Origin of the sequence: Amycolatopsis lexingtonensis (assembly GCF_014873755.1) — a bacterium.
In the GTDB taxonomy this organism is placed as follows: Bacteria; Actinomycetota; Actinomycetes; order Mycobacteriales; family Pseudonocardiaceae; genus Amycolatopsis; species Amycolatopsis lexingtonensis.
The window spans coordinates 68379-89018 of sequence record NZ_JADBEG010000001.1 but is presented as its reverse complement, the minus strand read 5'-3'; the positions used below and the strand labels follow the sequence as shown (position 1 = coordinate 89018).

Below are 20640 nucleotides of genomic sequence, written 5' to 3'. Positions count from 1 at the left end.
CCGGCCCGAACCCACCCACACCGGAAGGCGGTGAAACCGTGAAAGCTTGGGAAGACCTCGTCGGCACCGCCCTCCTCGGCACCCGCCGCCGCACCCTCGACCTGTCGAGCCAGCCCCCCGCCGTGCGGCCACTCGCCGAAGCCCGCACCGACCCGGCGGAACAACTCCTCGCGGCCGCGGCCGTCCTCACCACCTTCCGGCGCGCCGGGCGGCAGCCGCTCCACGACGTGCGGCCGCTCCCGGTCGCCGCCGAAGACGAACGGCCCTTCGTGCCGCCGCTCGCCCGGGAACGGCTGGCCCGGCTGCTCGCCGCCAGTCACCCCGACCTGCTGCTCGAATGGCTCGGCATCGTCGCCGGCACGAACTACCGCGTCCCGCCCGAAACCCTCCCGCTGCTCGCCGAAGCCGCCCGGACGAAAGCCGCGCTGCGGGGGCCGCTCGTCGCGGTCGCCGGGCCGGTCGGGGCCTGGCTCGGGCAGCGGAACCCGGACTGGTCCTTCCTGGCCGCTCCGGCGGAAACCGCCGGCACACAAGACGTCTGGCAGTACGGCAGCCTCGCCCAGCGCCGCCGCTGGCTGGCCGCCAAGCTGACCGAAGACCCCGAAGAAGCCCGTGCCGCCCTCACCGGTTCGTGGAAGAGCGAGCCCGCCGACGTCCGCTCGGACTTCCTCGGCGTGCTCGCCGCGCACGTGCGGCCCGAGGACGAAGCCTTCCTCGAAGCCGCGCTGAGCGACCGGGCGGCCGCGGTCCGGGAACGCGCCGCCGAGCTGCTCGGGCGGCTGCCCGGCACCCGGTACGGCGAAAGCATGGCCGAACGGCTGCGCCCGCTGGTCCGCCGCCGGAACCGGGCGCTCGAAATCGCGCTGCCGCAAGGCGAACGCGGTGAGGGCACCGTCCGGCTGCGCACCCTCGTCGCGGCCGCTCCCCTGGCCTTCTGGGCCGAGTTCGGGCCACCGGCCGAGGTGGTGCGGATGAGCGTCGAGGGGTGCCCGGCCACCGTGCTGCGCGAATCCTGGGCCACCGCGGCCGTCCGGCAAGGCGACGAGACCTGGGCGAAGGCGCTGATCGGCGCCGACCCCGGCGGGCGCGCCACCCCGCCGCTGCTGGGCGTGCTGAGCCCGGCGGGTCAGGCCGCCACGGTCGGGCACCTGATCAGCCGGCTGCCCGTCGAGTCGTTCGCGCGGCTGGTGCACGAGCTGCCCCGGCCGTGGACCAAGGAGCTCGGCACCGCCCTGCTCGACTGGATCGCCCGCCAGGACGACCACCGCCTGGTTTCGCACGCCGCCGTCGTGATCGCGCGGGCGGTCCCGCCGCAGTGCCTGCGCCACCCGCTGGCCACCACCCGCCTGACCATGGACGCCGGGCCGTGGCGCCGAAATCTCACCGAGACGCTGAACTTCCGCCGCGAAATGTACGAGGAGCTCGCATGACCGCCCCCGCCACCGTCCTCCGGCCGCACGCCGAGCAGGACCACGCCGCCGAGCTGGCCGCGCTGGCCGCCGCCGACGACCGGGTGAAGCCGCCCAGCTGGAACCTGTCGCCGTGGGCCGTCGTCGAGTACCTGCTCGGCGGCACCCTGCCGGACGGCACCGTCATCACGCCGAAGTACGTCGGCCCGCGGCGGCTGATCGAGGTCGCCGTCGCCACGCTCGCCACCGACCGCGCGCTGCTTCTGCTCGGCGTGCCGGGCACGGCGAAGACGTGGGTGTCCGAGCACCTGTCCGCCGCGATCAGCGGCGACTCCACGCTGCTGGTGCAGGGCACGGCGGGCACGTCCGAGGAGTCGATCCGCTACGGCTGGAACTACGCCCGGCTGATCGCCGAGGGCCCGAGCCCGGCCGCGCTCGTCGAAAGCCCGCTGCTGCACGCGATGCGGGACGGGAAGCTGGCCCGGCTCGAGGAGCTGACCCGCATCCCGGCCGACGTCCAGGACTCGCTGATCACGATCCTGTCCGAGAAAACGCTGCCGATCCCGGAGCTGGGCACCGAGGTGCAGGCGCGGCCCGGCTTCAACCTGATCGCGACGGCCAACAACCGCGACAAGGGCGTCAACGAGCTGTCGAGCGCGCTGCGGCGGCGGTTCAACACGGTCGTGCTGCCGCTGCCGGACAGCGCCGACGCCGAGGTCGAGATCGTCAGCAGGCGGGTCGCGGAGCTGGGCAAGTCGCTGCAGCTGCCCGTCGAAGCCGCCGAATTGGCCGAGATCCGCCGGGTCGTGACGGTGTTCCGCGAGCTGCGCTCGGGCCGCACCGAAGACGGCCGCACGGCGGTTAAGTCGCCGTCCGGCACGCTCTCGACTGCGGAGGCGATCAGCGTGCTCACCGGCGGCCTCGCGCTGGCGGCGCACTTCGGCGACGGCGTGCTCCGGCCGCACGACGTCGCGGCCGGCATCCACGGCGCGGTGGTCAAGGACCCGGTGGCCGACCGCGCGATCTGGATCGAATACCTGGAGACGGTGGTCCGCGAGCGCGACGGCTGGGCCGACTTCTACCGGGCCGGCCAGGAGATTTCGTGACGGCGACCCACCTGCTCGGCATCCGCCACCACGGCCCGGGGTCCGCCCGGGCCGTGGCGGCGCGGCTCGCCGAACTCGAGCCCGACATCGTGCTGATCGAGGGGCCGCCCGAAGCCGACGTCCTGGTCGAGCTGACCGAAGACCCGGCGATGGCCCCGCCGGTCGCGCTGCTGGCGTACGCGACCGACGACGTCTCGCGCGCCGCCTTCTGGCCGTTCGCCGTCTTCAGCCCGGAATGGCAAGCGCTCGCCTACGCTCGCGAAGCCGGGATCCCGGTGCGGTTCTGCGACCTCCCGGCGGCGCACACGTTCGCCGCGGGGCCGGACGAGCACGCCGGCCCGCCGGTCGACCCGCTGGCGCTGCTGGCTTCGGCCGGGGGCTACGACGACCCGGAACGCTGGTGGGACGACGTCGTCGAGTCCCGGCGCGACACCGAAAACCCGTTCGACGTGATCGCCGAGGCGATGACCGCGGTGCGGGAGGACGAGGCACCCCCGCAGGGCAACGAAGCACGGCGCGAGGCGTACATGCGCTCAGTGCTGCGCCGCACGCGCAAGGACGGCTACGACAACATCGCCGTCGTCTGCGGCGCGTGGCACGTGCCCGCGCTGGCCGACCCGCTGCCGCCGGCGTCGCACGACCAGGCCGTCCTCAAAGGACTGCCGAAGCGGAAGGTCGCGTGCACCTGGGTGCCGTGGACGCACGGGCGCCTGGCCACCGCGAGCGGGTACGGCGCCGGCGTGCGGTCGCCGGGCTGGTACCACCACCTGTTCACGACGGCCGAGGACGTCACCACCCGCTGGCTGACCGGCGTCGCCGGGGTGCTGCGGGAAGAAGACCTGCCGGTCTCGACCGCGCACGTCATCGAAGCCGTCCGGCTGGCCGAGGCGCTCGCGGCGCTGCGCGGGCGGTCGTCGGCCGGGCTCGCCGAGGTCACCGAAGCCACCCGGTCGGTGCTGTGCGGTGGGGACGAGGTGCAGGTCGAGCTGGTCACCCGGCGGCTGGTGGTCGGCGAACGGCTCGGCGAGGTCCCCGAGCGGGTGCCGCAGCCGCCGCTGGCCGCGGACCTGACCGCGACGGCGAAACGCTTGCGGCTCAAGAAGGATCCGATCGTCAAGGAGCTCGACCTCGACCTGCGCACGCCCGGCGGGCTCGAGCGGTCGAAGCTGCTGCACCGGCTGCGGATCCTCGGCATCGAGTGGGGCAGCCGGGAAGCATCGGCACGGCGGAACAAGGGCACGTTCCGGGAGACGTGGGCGCTGGCCTGGGAACCGTCGTTCGAGGTCGACCTGGTCGCGGCGGCGGTGTACGGCACCACCGTGCCTTCGGCGGCCACGGCGGCGGTCCGCGGCACCGTCGAGGGCACGCCACCGCTGGACGAGGTCACCGCGGCCGTCGAGAACTGCCTGCTCGCCGACCTGCCGGACGCGTTGCCCGAGGCGCTCGCGGCGCTCGACGCCCGGGCGGCGGCCGACGCGGACGTCGCGCGGCTGATGTCGGCGCTGCCCGCGCTGGCCAGGGCGACCCGCTACGGGAACGTGCGCGGTACGGACACCGCGGCGCTGCGCGCGGTCGCCGACCGCATGCTCGACCGGATCTGCGCGGGCCTGCCCCCGGCGGCGCACGGCATCGACGACGACGCGGCAGCCCGGCTGGCCGCGCTGGTCGACGGCGTGCACGACGCGACCTCGCTGCTGGGCGACGACGCCAAGGACCGCTGGCTGGCGGCGCTGGCCCGGCTCGCGGAACGGCCGTCGCTGCCGCCGTTGCTGGCCGGGCGGCTCACCCGGATCCTGCACGACAGCGGCCTCCTCGACGCGCTCGACATCGAGCTGCGGCTGGGCCGGGCGCTGACGCCGGGCATCACGCCGTCGGCGGGGGCGGCGTACGTCGAAGGCTTCTTCGACGGCGGCGCGCTGCTGCTGGTGCACGACGAAGGCCTGCTGCGGGTGATCGACGCGTGGCTCGCGGCGATCCCGCCGGAGGTCTTCACCGAGGTGCTTCCGTTGCTGCGCCGGACGTTCGGCGCGTTCAGCGGGCCCGAGAAACGGGCGATCGGGCACCGGGCGGCCGGCCTGACCGGTCCCGCCCGGCTCGCGCCGGTGGCCGACGAACTGGACGAGGACCGGGCGGAGCGCGTGCTGCCCGTCCTCGCCGCACTGCTGGGGGTGGGCGCGTGAGCGCGGAGACCGATGACCGGCTGCGGCGCTGGCGGCTGGTGCTGGGCGGCGAGGGCGCCGGGCCCGGCTCGGGGCTGGCCGACACGCAGCTGTCCGATGAGGACAGTGGGGTCGACCAGGTGCTGGCCGCCCTCTACGACAAGCCGGACGAGGAGGCCGCGGGCGGGCCGCGCGGGGCGAACCTGGGCGCGTCGGCACCCCGGGTCGCGCGCTGGCTGGGCGACATCCGCCGCTACTTCCCGAGCACGGTGGTGCAGGTGATGCAGCGCGACGCCGTGGACCGGCTCGGGCTGACCCGAATGTTGCTGGAGAAGGAGCTGCTGTCGGCGGTCGAACCGGACGTGCACCTGGTCGGCACGCTGCTGTCGCTGAACGGCGTGCTGCCCGAGGAGACGAAGGAGACCGCACGCGAGGTCGTCCGCAAGGTGGTCCAGGAGCTGGAGGAGCGGCTCGCCGAGCGCACCCGCGCGGCGATCAAGGGCGCGCTGGACAAGGCCTCGCGCACCCACCGGCCCCGCCCGGGCGACGTCGACTGGGCGCGCACGATCCACGCGAACCTCAAGCACTACTCCCCCGAGCTGCGCACGATCGTGCCGGAGCGCCTGATCGGCTTCGGACGGCGGCAGCAGGCGGTGCAGCGGGACGTGATCCTGGCCGTCGACCAGTCGGGCTCGATGGCGGAGTCGGTGGTGTACTCCGGGCTGTTCGGCGCGGTGCTGGCCTCGATGCGGGCGCTGCGGACGTCGTTCGTCGCGTTCGACACCGAGGTGGCGGACCTGACCGAGCACCTGGCCGACCCGGTCGACGTCCTGTTCGGCACCCAGCTGGGCGGCGGCACCGACATCAACCGGGCGATCGCGTACTGCGAGGGCCTGGTCGAGCGCCCGGAGCGCACGCTGCTGGTGCTGATCAGCGACCTCTACGAGGGCGGCGACGAGGACGAGCTGCTGCACCGCGTCGGCGAGCTGGTGAACGCGGGGGTCCAGGTGGTGACGCTGCTCGCGCTGTCCGACTCGGGTGCGCCGTCGTACGACCACGAGAACGCGGCGGCGCTGGCCGAGCTGGGCGTCCCGGCGTTCGCGTGCACCCCGGACCAGTTCCCGGAGCTGATGGCCGCCGCCATCCGCGGCGACGACCTGCAGGGGTGGGTGGCGCGCGAGACCAGCTGAGTCGCGGAATCAAACCGACGCGGGCGGTGTTGAGCCGGGTGTGGGACGGTTCCCACGGGAAGGACGGTCACCATGAAGGTCCGCAGCTCGCTCCGCTCGCTGGCCCGCCAGCAGGGCGCCCAGGTCATCCGCCGCGGCAGCCGGGTGTTCGTGATCAACAAGGACAACCCGCGCTCGAAGGCGCGTCAGGGCTGAGCCGCGCTCGCCGTCGTGCGTGAGCCGAACCGCAGCACGCCGTCGTCGAGCCGGTTCAAGCGCATGTCAGCCAGATCCAGCAGGTAGTTCTGGCGCATCATCCAGGGCCGCCTCCCACCCTGCTTCGGCAGGCCGGAGGCGGCCCGTTTGATGTACCCGGACTGCAGGTCCACGATCGGGCGTGGCCGGCCCGCCGAAGAAGCCGAAGCCGCGTCCGGCACGCAGTACGCGTACCCCCGGCGGTCCAGGTGCGCGAGCAGCCGGCACACGTACTGGGACGTCAAATCCGCCCGCAGCGTCCACGAGTTGTTCGTGTAGCCCACGCACCACGCCAGGTTCGGGACGCCGCCGAACATCATCCCCTTGTACGCCCGCTGCTCCCCCGGATCGATCGCCCGGCCGTCGACGTCCAGCGCGATCCCGCCGAAGGCCACCAAGCGCAGGCCGGTCGCCGTCACGATGACGTCCGCCGGCAACGAGCGCCCCGACGTCAGCTCGACCCCGGACGCGGTGAACCGCGCGATCCCGTCGGTCACGATGTCCGCCTTGCCCGACCGCAGCGCCTTGAACAGGTCCGCGTCCGGGACCAGGCACAGCCGCTGGTCCCACGGGTCGTACGACGGGACGAAGTGCGGGTCCACCGGGATCGACGCCGGCAGCTGCGCCGCCACGCGCTTGCGCAGCGCCAGCGACGCCCGGTCCGGGAGGCGGCGCATCAGCTGGAAGAACAGCGTCCCCATGACCACGTTCTTGCCGCGGACCACCCGGTGCGCGAGCTTCTCCGGCAGCAGCGCGCGGATCCGGTCGGCGAGCGCGTCCCGGCCCGGGCGCGCCACGATGTAGGACGGCGACCGCTGCAGCATCGTCACCCGCGAAGCGCGGGCAGCGAGCGCCGGGACGAGTGTCACCGCCGTCGCGCCGCTGCCGATCACCACGACCTGCTTGCCCGTGTAGTCCAGCGCCGCGGGCCAGTGCTGCGGGTGGACGATCTCGCCCGCGAACTCGTCACGTCCCGGGAAGTCGACGACGTGCCCGGAGTCGTAGGAGTAGTAACCACTGCACAGGTACAGGAACCGGCACGTGAACGTGGCGCCGTGCGCCGTCGAGACCGTCCACCTCGCCGTCGAAGACGACCAGGACGCCCGCACCACCCGGTGCCCGAACCGGATCCGTGAACTCACTCCGAACGCGTCGGCTGTTTCGCGGATGTAGGCGAGGATCGACGGCCCGTCCGCGATCGCCTTCGGGTCCTTCCACGGCCGGAACGGGTAGCCGAGGGTGAACATGTCCGAATCGGACCGGATTCCCGGATAGCGGAAGAGGTCCCAGGTGCCGCCGATGGTGTCGCGCGCCTCGAGCACCGCGTACGTCTTGCCCGGCAGCCGCTCCTGGAGCCGGCACGCCGCGCCGATGCCGGACAGGCCGGCCCCCACGATCAGGACGTCGACGTGTTCGGCACCGGTCATGGTTCGCAGCGTAACCGGGCCCCTACAACCGCACGACCCGCGTCGCGCCGAACGTGCCCTGGAGCGGCACCGTCACGGCCTTGCCGTGCACCGTCACCGTGACGCTGTCCTGCGTCTGCGTCGGGTCCGCCACCGCCAGCTGCCCCCGCCCGGCCGCCACCGACGCGGGCCCGGACACGCTGACGCCGTCGGCCGAACCGGCCGCGAAGAAGTTCGCCAGCAGCACCTCGCCGGTCCGGACGGCCTGCACCGTCGCGGTGTTCGCCCGCACGCGCCACGCCCACGACGCCGCCAGCGTGCCGATCGCCGACGCGCCCGGCAGCACCGCGTACGCGTACGTCGCGCCCGCCGGCTTCACGCCGTGCTCCAGCACCAGCTTCTGGTACCGGCGCGTGTTGGGGGTCGCGGTGCCCTTGGTGTTGGCACCGGTGTCGATGTCGCGCCACGCGCCGGTCCGGTCCTCGCGCAACGCCGTCACCGAAGCGCCGTCCAGGACCACGTACCCGCCGACGTCTTCCAGGTGCAGCCAGCGCGGTTCGCGCAGTGCGGCCGCCTGGCCGAGGTCGGTGGCCACGCGCCGGCCGTCCGCCAGCAGGATCCCGTGCCCGCCTTCGCCGAGGTTGCGGTTCTCAATCGTCGTGCGCACGGCGTGTTCGCTCGTACTCGTGATCCCGGCGCCGAGGCACAGGATCCCGGCCGGGGTGAAGAACCACGACTTCTTCGCGACCAGCGAGCCGTCCCAGGACGTGAAGTCGAACGCGTAGGCGCCGGTGCGCGCGTCCCAGCGGACTCCGCCGGTGTGCGGGTTCGGCCCGACCGGCACGCCGCCGAACTTCGGGTCGACCGGGCCGTCGTTCTCGGTCGTGCCCGGCAGCAACAGCGGGTCGACCGTCGGCCAGTAGGCGTCGGTGTAGTGCCCCTTGGCGTTCGGGAGGAACGTGTAGAGCACGCCGTCGCCGACGTGGTAGCCCTTGAGGTTCTGGCCGTTGATGGCTTCGTAGCGGGAGATCCGCGTCGAGCTGACGCCGAGGGAGGCCGACCAGCCGTCGGTGACGTGCACCATGCGGTCCTGCTGGCCGAAGATCCGGTGCGTGGCGACGACCCGCGCCGGGCGCGCGCCCGAGGCCAGCATGTCCTGCGCGAACTCGATGCCCGGCGTCGCCACGAGGTCCGGCCCGGGCGCGAACCGCTCGGGGTCGGGGATCTTCAGGAACGGGGCGTACGCGCCTTCCTTGATCCACTTCGCGGCCAGCGCGTTCAGGTCCGTCTTCGTCTTGCCGGACGCCGTCCGCGCCAGCACCAGGGTCGCGACGGTGAGCTGGTGGCCGATGTCGTGACCGGTCTCCCCCTGCCGCGACAGCATCCGCCCGCGCACCGGCTCCATCAGCGCGCCCGCGTAGACGAACGGCGCGAAGCTGTCCGCGACCAGCGCGTAGATCTTGTCCTTCAACGGCTGCGGGAGCGCGTACTCGGTGCCTTGCGTGACGTGGATGGCGCCGGCGAGCGCGGTGAGCAGCACGATGCCGTAGTGGCCGGGGTACGGGATCGTGTCGTGCTGGATGAACGAGCCGTCGACGTGGAAACCGTCACCGGCCGCGCGGTCCAGCTTCGCCACGACGCTCGCCGCGCCCCCGCCCGCGACGTCGGTGAGCGCGTCGATGCCGGTTTTGATCCACGCCGTGTCGCCGAGCATCGCGCCGGACACGATGGAGATCAGCGCCTTGTCCGCGCGGTTGGCGCCGGTCTCGATGACCGACGCGTTGTTGGCGCGCCGGTTCGGGTTCCCGACGAACCGCTTCACGGGCGCGAGGTAGCGGGCCAGCTGCTCCGCCGTCAGCTGGTCGGCGACCACCGACAGTGTGTGCAGCAGGTAGTACGGGATGCCGATCTCGTAGGTGTACCAGTTGCCGATTTCACCGACGTTTTCGTTGTACTGGCTGGCGTAGATCAGCTCGAGCGCGGCCTTGATCCGGTCCAGTACCGCCGGGTCGCCGGCCAGCGCACCGCCCGGGGTGCCCCAGTCGACGGCGATCGCGCGCAGCCGGGCGTACATCGACGTCGTGTAGTCGCTGCCCGGGCCGAGCGGCAGGTCCGTCCACAGTGGAGCGCCACCGCCGGCGACCGACAGGCTCGCGTTGTACGCCTTCGCGACGCGGCCGAGGTTGGCCAGCGCCTCCGCACGTTCCGGCGACGGCCGGTTGATGCCGGTCTGCAGCTGCCGGTAGGCGGCGACGATCGGCGCGGTCGACGCCGGGACTCCACTCGTGGCGGGCGCAGTGGTGGCCGCCGCGGCGAAGGCGGGACGGGTCAGGAAAACGGTCGAAGCGGCCGCCAGCGCGCCGCCGCGCAGCGCGTTTCTCCGGTTCAAGGGCATGACAATGCCTCCCAGGAAGACATCTCCGGCTTACGGGGAACGGGGATTCAGTTGTGCGGCGGCGTGGTGGAGCAGCAACCCGTAGCTTTCACGTGAAAGCTACGGGCCAGGTCGGCACTTTCACGTGAAAGTGCGGGTCAGCGGGAGCCGTCGGTGCGGCGGGGCAGCTGCCAGGGGTTGGCCTCCTGCAGGGGTTCGGGCAGCAGCGCGTCCGGGAAACCCTGCCACGCGATCGGGCGCAGGAAGCGCTCGATCGCCGCCGTGCCGACGGATGTCGTGGTCGGGGCGGTCGTGGCCGGGTACGGGCCGCCGTGCTGCTGGGCCCAGCTCACCGTCACGCCGGTGGGCCAGTCGTTCCACAGCAGCCGGCCGGCGATGCGGGCCAGCGCCGGCAGCACCGGCCGCAACCAGTCCACATCGGACTCTTCGCCGTGGATCGTGGCGGTGAGCCCCGGTTCGACGACGTCGAGCAGGCTCAGCAGCTCGGCCTGGTCGGCGTAGGTGACGATCAGCGACGCCGGCCCGAAGCACTCCTCGTGCACCGCGGGGCCGCCCTCGAGGAACTGCTTGCCGGTCGTGGCCAGCAACGTCGGGGTGAACGCGGGTGACGAAGAAGCCGACGAAGACACGACGTCGACGCCCGGCACCTCGCGCAGGGCGGCGAGCTTCGCCTCGTACCCGGCGGCGATGCGGTCGTTGAGCATCGGCTGGGCCGCGGCACCGTCCAGCGCCGCATGCAAAGTCGACGTCAGGCCGTGGTCCTCCGGCAGGAACAGCAGTCCGGGCTTGGTGCAGAACTGCCCGGCGCCGAGGGTGAACGACCCGGCGTACCCCTTCGCGACGGCTTCCCCGCGCGCGGCGATCGCGGCCTCGGTGACGACGACCGGGTTGACGCTGCCCAGCTCGCCGTAGAACGGGATCGGCCGCGGCCGCGCGTTCGCGATGTCGAACAACGCCCGGCCGCCCGGGATGGACCCGGTGAACGACGCCGCGGAAATGCGCGGGTCCTTCAGCGCCGTGACGCCTTCCTCCTGGCCGAAGATGACGTCGAAGATTCCTTCGGGCGCGCCGGCGCCGATCAGGGCTTCGCGCACGATCCGGCCGGTCAGCGCGGACAGCTCCGGGTGCCCGGGGTGCGCCTTGAGGATCACCGGGCAGCCCGCGGCGAGCGCGGACGCCGTGTCGCCGCCCGCGACGCTGAAGGCGAACGGGAAGTTGCTGGCCGCGAACACCAGCACCGGGCCGATCGCCGTCTTCACGCGGCGGATGTCCGGGCGCGGGCCCATCGGCCAGTCCGGGTCGGCGTGGTCGACGGTCGCGCCGAGGAACTCGCCGTCGGTGAGCACCTCGCCGAACAGGCGCAGCTGGAACGTCGTGCGCTTCAGCTCGCCGGCCAGCCGCGGGGTGGCGGGCAGGTGGGTCTCGTCGTGGGCGAGCGGGACGAGGTCGTCGGCGGCGTCGAGGGCGTCGGCAGCCGCGACCAGCCAGCGGGCGCGCTCGGCCGGGGTCGCCTCGGCGGCGGGACGGGCGGCCGCGGCGGCCCCCGCCAGGATCTTCTCGAGCGTGGCGGCGTCGGTGGCCTGGCTCATGGGTGGAACAGCTCCTCAGTTCTCATGGGCGGCAGCGGTGGCCTGGTCCAGGTCGCCCCAGCGACCCGGACCGGCCAGTCCGAGGTGGTACAGGTGCAGCTCCGCGGCGCCCACCTTGGCCAGCTCGCCGGCGTACGCGGCGATGTCCGGCACCGGGGCGGCGGCGACCGCGGTGATGTAGCTGCCGATCGCGACCCGCTCGGGCAACGCCTCGCGAGCCGCGGCGACGGCTTCGGCACCCGTGGCGGGCGCCCAGCCGAACAATACGACCGCGTCGACGTCGTCCGCAGCGGACGGCGTCAGCCCGGGCAGCGCGCCGGTGACCCACGGGTCGAGGGCACCGTGCAACACGATCCGGATCCCCGCCGGCAGCGTCGCCAAAACCGCGGCCCGCAGGGCGTCGGTGGCTTCCTGCCGAACCCGCAGGAGCATCGAGGTCAGCGATGGCGGCAGACCGTCGGCCGTGACGCCGAGGTCACCGGTCGCGATCAAGCGCCGGACCTCCTCGACGAGCTGCGCCCGGACGGCGTCGGCGTCGAGGTCCCATGACGACGCACAGGCGTCGCAACAGCAGATCGACAGCAGCCGGGCCACCGCGGGCGCCCAGACGCCGTCGGTCTTCTCGTGCTGGTGCTGGTGCACCGCGCCGAGCGGGCCGCAGGCTTCGAGGATCACCGAAGACAGTTCCAGCCCGGCGACGGCTTCCGCGGTCAGCGTCGCCGCGTACTCGCGCACCGCGGGCTGCGACGGGCACAGCGCCCACGGGTACGGCTCGCCGAAGCAGTTGCGGACCACGACGTCCGGGTGCTCGTAGCCGAGCTGGGAGTTGTGGGTCAGCACGATCCAGGCAGCCGCCGGGATCCCGGCCTCGTTGAGCAGCCGGACGGCGTCGCCCCCGGAGTCCGCCGAAGTCACCCAGTCCGGAGTGGACGGACGCAGTGCGCCCCACCCGTCCGAAACCGGGCGGTAGAAAGCCGCGTGCCGCGCCACCACAGCCGTCCGCGAAGCCGACCACGGCGTCGCCGCGCGGGCGCTGTGGTACGACAGCGCCACCGCCACCTCGTCGACGCCCAGATCCTGGACGCGCGAAGCGAACCCGGGCTCCAGGACGTCCCAGGGGTAGGCGTATCCCGTCACCTTCACCGGGTCACCACCTCGCCGTGTTGGGCTCGAACCCGGCGACGTACTTGCGCATGTAGGTCACGTCGTCCCGCTTGGTCAGTCCACATCGGACGTAGTTCTCGTGCAGCCGCGCCAGCGCGTCCTCGTCCAGCCGCACACCGAGTCCCGGGGTCGTCGGCACCGCCACGGCGCCCTCGCGGAACTCCAGCACGCCCGGCTCGATGACGTCCTCGACCTTCCACGGCCAGTGCGTGTCGCAGGCGTAGGTCAGGTGCGGGGTCGCCGCGGCGACCTGGACCATCGCCGCCAGGCTGATCCCGAGGTGGCTGTTGGAGTGCATCGACAGGCCGACGCCGAAGCTCTCGCACGTCGTCGACAGCGACTGCGTCGCCCGCAGACCACCCCAGAAGTGGTGGTCCGACAACAGGACGCCGATCGCGCGCGCCCGGAAGCCCGGCTCGATGTCGCCGAAGTTGACCACGCACATGTTGGTGGCCAACGGCATCGACGCTTCCGCGGCCACCCGCGCCATGCCCTCGATGCCCGGCGTCGGGTCTTCGAGGTACTCCAGGACGCCGTCGAGTTCCGAGGCCACCCGGATGCCGGTCTCCACCGTCCACGCGCCGTTCGGGTCGATTCGCAGCGGGTGCCCGGGGAACGCCTCGGCCAGCGCGCGGATGCCCTCGACCTCCTGCGCCGGCTCGTAGACCCCGCCCTTGAGCTTGATCGACCGGAAGCCGTACTCGTCGATCATCCGCTTCGCCGAGCCCACCAGGGTTTCCGGCGTGGTGATCTCGCCCCACGAGTCCTCGCGGCCGTCGACGTGCTTGCCGTACTTGTAGAACAGGTACGCCGAGAACTCGACGGCGTCACGCGCTTTGCCACCCAGCAGGTCGGTGATCGACCGGCCGAGGTACTGGCCCTGCGCGTCCATGCAGGCGACCTCGAACAGCGAATACACGCTGGCCACGGTTTTGCGGATGGAGAACCCGCCGATCAGCCCGTGCGCGTCGGTCAGCACCGTGCCCGACAACGCCTGCGCGACCAGCCGCTGCAGGCCGGGCAGGTCGAAGACGTCGTGGCCGCGCAGCTGCGGCAGCACTTTGCGCACCTCGCCGAGGAACGCGGAGTCGCCGTAGGACTCGCCGAGCCCGACGATCCCGTCCTCGCACTTGACCTGCACGACGCTGCGCAGCGCGAACGGCTCGTGCACGCCCATGACGTTGAGCAGCGGCGGGTCGGCGAACGCGACCGGCGTCAGCACCACATCGAGGATCTTCATCAGCCCAGCGCCTTCAGCGTGACGAAGCCGTCCTCCACGATCTTCTCGAGCCGGCGGACCTGCTCGGGCGTCGGCTCGACCAGCGGCGGCCGGACCGGGCCGACCTTGTCGCCGCGCAGCCGGGCGGCGGCCTTGACCATGGACACGGCGAACCCGGGCGTCTCGTCCCGCAGCGCCACCAGCGGCAGGTAGAAGCCGGTCAGCAGCGCGTCCATCACGCGGGTGTCGCCCTCGCCGAGCGCGCGGTGGAAGCGGTGCGCGATCTCCGGCGCGAAGCAGTGCACCGCCGAGGAGTACCGGGCGACGCCGATCGAGGCGTACGCCTTGGCCGAGACCTCCGCGGTCGGCAACCCGTTGAAGAACAAGAACTTCCGGGCCCGCTCGGTGTCCAGCGCGCGGATGGTGGTGACGATCCGGGTCATCACCTCGACGTCGCCGTAGCCGTCCTTCAGGCCCACGATCGAGGGGATGTCGAGCAGCGCCGCCGCCGTCTGCGCGGTGTACACGCCGGTGCCGCGGTGGTAGACGATCACCGGCACCGACGAGTCGCCGACGGCGTACCGGACGAAGTCGACCAGGCCCGCCGGCGGCCCGGTGACCAGGTACGGCGGCAGCAGCAGGACACCGTCGGCACCCCCGGCCTCGGCGAGGGCGACGCCCGCCCGCGCCGAGGCGGCACCCCCGCCCGCACCCACCCAGACCGGCACCCGGCCCGCGGCGACCTCACGGGTCTTCGCGAGCACAGCGGCGTGCTCGGCCGGCGACAGGGAGCTGAATTCACCCGTGCCGCACGCGACGAACAGGGCGCCGGCGCCCGCCGCGATGTGGCTCTCCACGTTCTCCGCGAGCGCGTCGAGGTTGACCTCGAGGTCCTCGGTGAACGGGGTGAGGGGGAAGGCCAGCAGGCCGTCCAGCGCGATCTCGGTCTGTGCCATCTGTTTTCTGCTCTCCGTTTGTCGGGTGCGGCCGGGGGTGGACCGGCGTCGGTCAGGCGGGCACGGCCGTGCCCGCCTTCGTGCGGTCGACGTCGTCGTCGGCGTTCACGGTGTCGACGATCTCATCGGCGGCCGCGCTGCGCTCGGGCGCGAGCAGGCCGAGACCGACGTACAGGGCCAGCGAGACCAGGATCGGCGTGGCGATCAGCACGGTCTGGTTCGCGTTGAAGACGTAGTAGCAGAGGGCGTAGTCGATCAGGCCGCCCGCCCAGGAGACCAGCGCCGCGCGCGGGCCGCACTTGCGGAACCACGGCAGCATGCCCAGCAGCAGCGGGATCGAGATCGGGCCCATCAGCGCGGCGACCCAGTTGACGACGATCTGCAGCACGCCGCCGAGGTTCTGCGCCTGCGTGGCCACGAGCATGGTCAGCGCGACGAAGATGACCGTGGTGATCCGGGCCGCCTTCAGGCCCTGGACGTCGGTCCACTGCCGGGTGCGGCGGAACATCGCCGGGATCATGTCGCGGGTGATCACCGCGGAGATCGCGTTGGCGTCGGAGGAAACCATCGCCATGGTGTGCGAGAAGATGCCGGCCAGCACCAGGCCGACCAGGCCCGGCGGCAGGAACGTCGTCGTCATGATGGCGTAGGACTGCGTCGGGTCCTTGATGCCCGGGATCAGCAGCGGCGCCGCGAACATCGGGAACATCAGCACCAGCGGCCACAAAAGGTACAGCGCCGACGAAAGCCGCGCGCCGCGCTTGGCCTCGTGGGTGTTCGGCGCGGCCATGTACCGCTGCGCCAGGTTCCACATGCCTCCGTTGTACTCCAGCGTCTTCACCAGCACGTAGACGAGCAGGAAGATGGTGGTGTACTTGGCCGTGACGGGGTTGACGTGGTTCTCGGGCAGCTTGTCCCACATCGTCCAGAGCGCGGAGATCCCGCCCAGCTTGCCGAGGACGACGACGATCATCACGATCGCCGCGATGGCCTGGATGACGAACTGGCCGAAGTCGGTGAGCGCGTCGGCCCACAGGCCGCCGATGGTGCAGTAGACCAGGGTGACCGCGCCGGTGATGAGGATGCCGAGGTTGTAGTCCAGCCCGGCGAAGACGTGCAGCAGGGTCGCGACGGCGAACCACTTGGCGGCGATGTCGAAGATCTTCAGCAGGCTGCCGCTCCAGGCGAGGGCCTGCTGCGTCGGCACGTTGTACCGCTTGGCCAGGTACTCCAGCGGCGAGGCGACGCCGAGCTTCGAGCGCAACCGGTTCCAGCGCGCGGCGAACAGCCAGCTGCCGATGCCCACGCCGATGCCGATGCTGGCGAAGCCCCAGAAGTACACGGTGACGCCGCTGGTGTACGCGACGCCCGCGTACGCGACGAAGAGCACGGCGCTGTAGCCGGACATGTGGTGCGAGATGCCGGCCAGCCACCACGGCATCTTGCCGCCGGCCGTGAAGAAGTCCTTCACGTCACTGACCCGTTTGTGCGACCACCAGCCGATCACGATCATCAGCGCGAAGTACGCGCAGACCATCGTCCAGTCGAGTGCGTGCACCGCAGGCTCCTTTCCGCGTCCACGTCGATGCGGTCTCGAAGGAGATGTTCACATCCATGAACGGAGTCTGTTATAGTGATTATGTTCATCCATAAGAACGTTGTTCGGGACGCTAATATGGCCGGAGTCACAAGTCAACGGCCGGACGGAGGAGCACAAATGCCGCAGAAGGTGGACACGGCCGAGGGTGCTCCCGCCGAATCGTCGGGGGTGAAGTCCGCGCGCCGGGCCGTCGACCTCATCGAGACGTTCGCGGCGAACGACGTCTGGCTGTCGCTGTCCGACCTGCACGCGCGCACGGGCTTTCCGCGCTCGTCGCTGCACGGGCTGCTGCGGACGCTGCTGGAAGCGGGCTGGCTGGAAGCGGACACCAACACCGCGCGCTACCGCCTCGGCGTCCGCGCGCTGATCTGCGGCACGGCGTACCTCGACCGCGACGCCGTCGTCCCGTTCGCCACCGAAGCCCTGGAGCGCATCCGCGAGAAGACCGGCTTCACCGCACACTTCGCGCGCCGCAACGGCACCGAGGTCGTCTACCTGGAGACGCGCGAATCGCAGCGCTCCACGCACCTCGTCTCCCGCGTCGGGCGCACGCTGCCCACGCACGCGACCGCGCTGGGCAAGGCGCTGCTGGCCGAGCTGACGCACGACGAGATCGAGGCGCTGATGCCGGCGTCGCTGGCCGCGCTGACCCCGAACACCATCACCACGCTCGAAGGCCTGCACGCCGAGTGCGCCGCGACGCGCGAGCGCGGGTACGCCGCCGAGGTCGAGGAGGGCACGCTGGGCGTCCGCTGCGTCGCCGCGGTGATCCCGTACCGGATCCCGGGCACGGACGCGATCAGCTGCTCGATGCCGATCTCCCAGGTGACCGACGCCGACGCGCGGCGCGTCGGCGAGCTGCTCGCCGAAACCACCGCCGAGCTCGGGCAGCAGCTGCGCCGGGCCGGAATTCGCTGACCGCCGCCCTTACCGAGAGGAACCCCATGACGGACCAGCGTGTGCTCATCACCGGGTCGGCGGGTGTCGTCGGCACCCTGATGCGCCCCCGCTTGAAGCGCGAAGGCCGGGTGCTGCGCCTGCTCGACGTCGCCCCGCAGACGGCGTCGGACGCCTCCGAGGAGATCGTGACGGCCTCGGTGACCGACGCGGCGGCGATGGCTTCGGCGTGCGAAGGCGTCGACGCGCTTATCCACCTGGGCGGGCACAGCCGCGAGAACTCGTGGGAAGCGACGCTCGACGTCAACATCAACGGCACGCACACGGTGCTGGAGGCGGCGCGGTCCGCCGGGATCAGCCGCGTCATCCTGGCGTCGAGCAACCACGCGGTCGGCTTCCGCCGCAACGACGAGGACCTCCCGGCGGACTCGTCCCCGCGCCCGGACACGTACTACGGCGTCTCCAAGGCGGCGATCGAAGCGCTGGGCAGCCTGTACCACTCGCGCTTCGGCATGGACGTCATCGTGATCCGGATCGGCTCGTGCTTCGAGACGCCGTTGCCGCTGGGCCCGCGCGGCCTGACGACGTGGCTGTCCCCGGATGACGGGGCCCGGCTGTTCGAGGCCTGCCTGGCGGCGCCGTCGCCCGGGTACCGGCTGATCTGGGGCGTCTCGGACAACACGCGCCGGATCTACTCGCTGGCCGAGGCGGAGGCGCTGGGCTACAAGTCGCTGGACGACGCCGAGGTGTACGCGGACCAGCTCGCCTCCCGCCCCGCCCCGACGGGTGCGGCGGCGGAGTACGTCGGCGGCCCGTTCTGCACCGCTCCCCTGGGCGTCTTCAACCCGCTCTGACGTTCCAGCGTGCGGGTCACGGCGGCAGAGCGGCCGCGGTCGGCCCGGCGTCGCGGGGATGTCATGAACGACCCGTTCATGTCGTCTGGCGACAGGGTCCCGGCAAAGTCGCCGGACCGGCCGGCTTCGGGCGGGCGGTCCCCCGTGATCTCGGGCTCGAGATCATGAACGACCCTTTCACCGCACTCGACGACAGGGCTCCGGCAAAGTCGCGTCGTTGCAGCCCGCAGCGTTGCACCAGCGTCTTGAATGACTCATTCAGGACCTCCGAAGACCTGAATGAGTCATTCAAGACGTCGCGCGAGCTGGTCACCGACGGCAGAGCGGCCCAGCCGCGTGACTTTGCCGGGACCCCGGCCGTGATGTCGTGAACGACTCGTTCATGTCGTCTGGTGAGGTGAACGACCCGCTCATGACATGCGGGCAGCCGGATCGGCCGTGCTGATCCGACTTTGCCGGGACCCTGGCACTCGACGACATGAACGACCCGTTCATGACGTACGGCCGGTGACCGATGTGGCTGCTGGGTCTGGTGTGCTGGTCCCGGATGCACCCAATGTGGCGTTCGGTGCGTTCAACGCACCGAACGCCACATTGGGGCGAATCGCCAGCCTCCTCCGGCCTGACTTTGCCGGAGCCCCGGCACCCGACGACATGAACGGGTCGTTCATGTCGTCTGGCGAGGTGAACGACCCGTTCATGACGTGCGGGCAGCCGGATCGGCCGGGCTGACCTGACTTTGGTACTAGTACCTTGGCGGCTTCCCCGGGGCCGGTGCCGGGGCCAGGGTGGCACTCATGATCTTGAGATCCCGCCGCGCGCGGAAGTGGGCCGTCGTCGTCGCGAGCGCGCTGGTGCTCGTCGTCGCCGCCGCGGTCACGCTGTTCGAGGTGTCGAAGTCGCGGACCTTCCAGTTCTTCGGCACTCTCGTGAACCGCGTCGAAACCACCGAGAAGATCGTCGCGCTCACCTTCGACGACGGGCCCGATCCCGCCGGTACCCAGGCGATCCTCGACACGCTTCGCGAGCGCGAGGTCCCGGCCACCTTCTTCCTCATCGGCCGCGACATCGCCGCCCACCCGGAACTCGCGCACGCCATCGCCGCGGCCGGTCACGAGATCGGCAACCACAGCTTCAGCCACGAACGCATGATCGGCGTGACACCGGCCTGGGTCGCCGACGAGGTCGAAGCCACCGACGCCCTCATCCGCACCACCGGCTACACGGGCGAAATCCTCTTCCGGCCGCCGAACGGCAAGAAGCTCTTCGCCCTCCCCCACTACCTCGCCGAGCACGACCGGACGACCGTCACCTGGGACGTCGAACCGGATTCCGACGGGACGCCGGACGCCGCGACCGTCGAGCGGACGACCGTCGACCAGGTCCGGCCCGGGTCGATCGTGCTGCTGCACGCCATGTACGCCGCGCGCGGGCAGACCCGGCAGGCGATCGGGCCGATCCTCGACCGGCTCAAGCAGCGCGGCTACCGGTTCGTGACCGTGACGGAGTTGCTGGCAGCTCGACGCTGACGACCCACTCGCCGTCGCGCGGGCCGAAGGACAACGCGCCGCCGGCCTGTTGCGCGAGGCCGGCCAGCCCGTACCCGCCGCCCGGGCGCGGTGTTCCCTTGAGCGCGTTGCGCGCGGTGATCTTCACCGGGTCGCCCGCTTCGACGTCCAGCCGCAGCCGGACGCCGGGACCGTTGTGCCGCAACGCGTTCACCGCGACCTCCGCGACGAACCGCTCGGCCAGCTCACGCACCGGGCGCGGCAGCGCGGGCAGTACCGGGTCGCGGTCGAGGACCAGCCCCGCGGTGCGCAGCGTGGCCAGCACCTCGGCGAAGTCGGGCGCTCGTTCGGCGTCGTCGCGCAGGTCGTCGAGCGTGCGGCGGACCAGCGTGAGCGCGCCGCGCCCGGCGGCCAGGAGGGTGTCGAGGCGCTCGCGGTCGGCGTCGGTGAGGTCGCCGACCGCGCGCAGGGTCTCCGCCTGCACCAGCATGACGGCCGTGGTCTGGGCGAGGGTGTCGTGCAGCCGCCGGGCCGCACGCTCGGCCCGCTCGGCCAGCGCACGACGGCGTTCGGCGCCGAGCAGCCACGCCACGGCGCAGATCGTCACCGCGAGGACCGTGCCGTCGACCGGCCCCTTCGCCGGGAACACCGCGGCCCCGACGGCGAGCGCCGCGGACGCCGCGAGCCACCGCTGGGGCGTGCTGTGGAGCGCGAGCAGCACCGGCACGTACATCGTGTTGCGCGGGTGGTCGAGCAGCAGGTGCCCGGCCGTGGCGAGGGTGACGAGCACAAGCACGGCCGCGGGCGCGCGGCGCGACCACAGCAGCGGGACGAGCTGCACCGCGCTGAGCCCGGCCGCGAGCCACCCCTGCTGCGGCGTCCACGCCCCGCTGGCGAAGAACACCGCGGCGACCGCCGCCGTCGTGACGAAAGACTGACGCATGCGGCCGACAG

Annotated in this window: 16 protein-coding genes; 8 read left to right on the top strand and 8 right to left on the bottom strand. The window is 72.0% G+C overall.

Annotation, left to right across the window (positions count from 1 at the left end; all coding sequences use genetic code 11):
* Positions 1 to 38: 38 nt before the first annotated feature.
* The 5 genes from H4696_RS00380 (at position 39) to H4696_RS00360 (ending at position 6059) form a co-directional block, all read left to right on the top strand.
* Complete coding sequence (locus tag H4696_RS00380) at positions 39 to 1430, top strand: DUF5691 domain-containing protein (RefSeq protein WP_192781969.1); 1392 nt, start codon at positions 39 to 41, stop codon at positions 1428 to 1430.
* Positions 1427 to 2515, top strand: coding sequence for an ATP-binding protein (locus H4696_RS00375; RefSeq protein ID WP_192781968.1), 1089 nt, complete (start codon positions 1427 to 1429; stop codon positions 2513 to 2515). Before H4696_RS00380 ends, H4696_RS00375 begins: the two co-directional genes overlap by 4 nt.
* Positions 2512 to 4695 carry a DUF5682 family protein gene (locus H4696_RS00370; RefSeq protein ID WP_192781967.1) on the top strand — a complete coding sequence of 728 codons (2184 nt, stop codon included), beginning with the start codon at positions 2512 to 2514 and terminating at the stop codon, positions 4693 to 4695. Before H4696_RS00375 ends, H4696_RS00370 begins: the two co-directional genes overlap by 4 nt.
* On the top strand, positions 4692 to 5864 hold the full coding sequence (locus H4696_RS00365; RefSeq protein ID WP_086859048.1) for a VWA domain-containing protein: 1173 nt from the start codon (positions 4692 to 4694) through the stop codon (positions 5862 to 5864). The genes H4696_RS00370 and H4696_RS00365 overlap by 4 nt, the downstream gene beginning before the upstream one ends.
* 72 nt (positions 5865 to 5936) lie before the next feature.
* Entirely contained in the window at positions 5937 to 6059 is a 123-nt protein-coding gene (locus H4696_RS00360; RefSeq protein WP_086859049.1) for a 50S ribosomal protein L36, read from the top strand.
* On the opposite strand, the gene H4696_RS00355 is transcribed toward H4696_RS00360, so the two are convergent.
* The 7 genes from H4696_RS00355 to H4696_RS00325 all read right to left on the bottom strand — a co-directional run bounded on the left by H4696_RS00355 (position 6050) and on the right by H4696_RS00325 (position 16385).
* The gene (locus tag H4696_RS00355) at positions 6050 to 7525 is read right to left on the bottom strand and encodes a flavin-containing monooxygenase (protein WP_086859050.1); all 1476 of its coding nucleotides are present in this window, start codon (positions 7523 to 7525) and stop codon (positions 6050 to 6052) included. The genes H4696_RS00360 and H4696_RS00355 overlap by 10 nt on opposite strands.
* A 22-nt stretch (positions 7526 to 7547) precedes the next feature.
* Positions 7548 to 9899, bottom strand: a complete 2352-nt coding sequence (locus H4696_RS00350) for a polysaccharide lyase 8 family protein (protein WP_086859051.1) — start codon at positions 9897 to 9899, stop codon at positions 7548 to 7550.
* A 137-nt stretch (positions 9900 to 10036) separates the two neighbouring features.
* Positions 10037 to 11488, bottom strand: coding sequence for an aldehyde dehydrogenase (NADP(+)) (locus tag H4696_RS00345; RefSeq protein ID WP_086859052.1), 1452 nt, complete (start codon positions 11486 to 11488; stop codon positions 10037 to 10039).
* 15 nt (positions 11489 to 11503) lie between these two features.
* Positions 11504 to 12631 carry an alpha-amylase family protein gene (locus H4696_RS00340; protein WP_086859053.1) on the bottom strand — a complete coding sequence of 376 codons (1128 nt, stop codon included), beginning with the start codon at positions 12629 to 12631 and terminating at the stop codon, positions 11504 to 11506.
* Positions 12632 to 12635: 4 nt separating this feature from the next.
* Complete coding sequence (locus H4696_RS00335) at positions 12636 to 13892, bottom strand: glucarate dehydratase family protein (protein ID WP_192781966.1); 1257 nt, start codon at positions 13890 to 13892, stop codon at positions 12636 to 12638.
* Entirely contained in the window at positions 13892 to 14827 is a 936-nt protein-coding gene (locus H4696_RS00330; protein WP_192781965.1) for a 5-dehydro-4-deoxyglucarate dehydratase, read from the bottom strand. Before H4696_RS00330 ends, H4696_RS00335 begins: the two co-directional genes overlap by 1 nt.
* A gap of 52 nt (positions 14828 to 14879) precedes the next feature.
* Positions 14880 to 16385, bottom strand: a complete 1506-nt coding sequence (locus H4696_RS00325; protein ID WP_086859330.1) for a sodium:solute symporter family protein — start codon at positions 16383 to 16385, stop codon at positions 14880 to 14882.
* 159 nt (positions 16386 to 16544) lie between these two features.
* Between H4696_RS00325 and H4696_RS00320 the strand changes: the two genes are divergently transcribed.
* The 3 genes from H4696_RS00320 to H4696_RS00310 all read left to right on the top strand — a co-directional run bounded on the left by H4696_RS00320 (position 16545) and on the right by H4696_RS00310 (position 19707).
* The gene (locus tag H4696_RS00320; RefSeq protein WP_086859332.1) at positions 16545 to 17345 is read left to right on the top strand and encodes an IclR family transcriptional regulator; all 801 of its coding nucleotides are present in this window, start codon (positions 16545 to 16547) and stop codon (positions 17343 to 17345) included.
* A gap of 26 nt (positions 17346 to 17371) precedes the next feature.
* Positions 17372 to 18178, top strand: a complete 807-nt coding sequence (locus tag H4696_RS00315) for an NAD-dependent epimerase/dehydratase family protein (RefSeq protein ID WP_086859334.1) — start codon at positions 17372 to 17374, stop codon at positions 18176 to 18178.
* A gap of 797 nt (positions 18179 to 18975) precedes the next feature.
* A complete protein-coding gene (locus tag H4696_RS00310) occupies positions 18976 to 19707 on the top strand; it encodes a polysaccharide deacetylase family protein (protein ID WP_086859336.1) in 732 nt (243 codons plus the stop codon).
* Here H4696_RS00310 and H4696_RS00305 read toward each other — a convergent pair.
* Complete coding sequence (locus H4696_RS00305) at positions 19649 to 20629, bottom strand: histidine kinase (protein WP_086859338.1); 981 nt, start codon at positions 20627 to 20629, stop codon at positions 19649 to 19651. The genes H4696_RS00310 and H4696_RS00305 overlap by 59 nt on opposite strands.
* Positions 20630 to 20640: the final 11 nt, after the last annotated feature.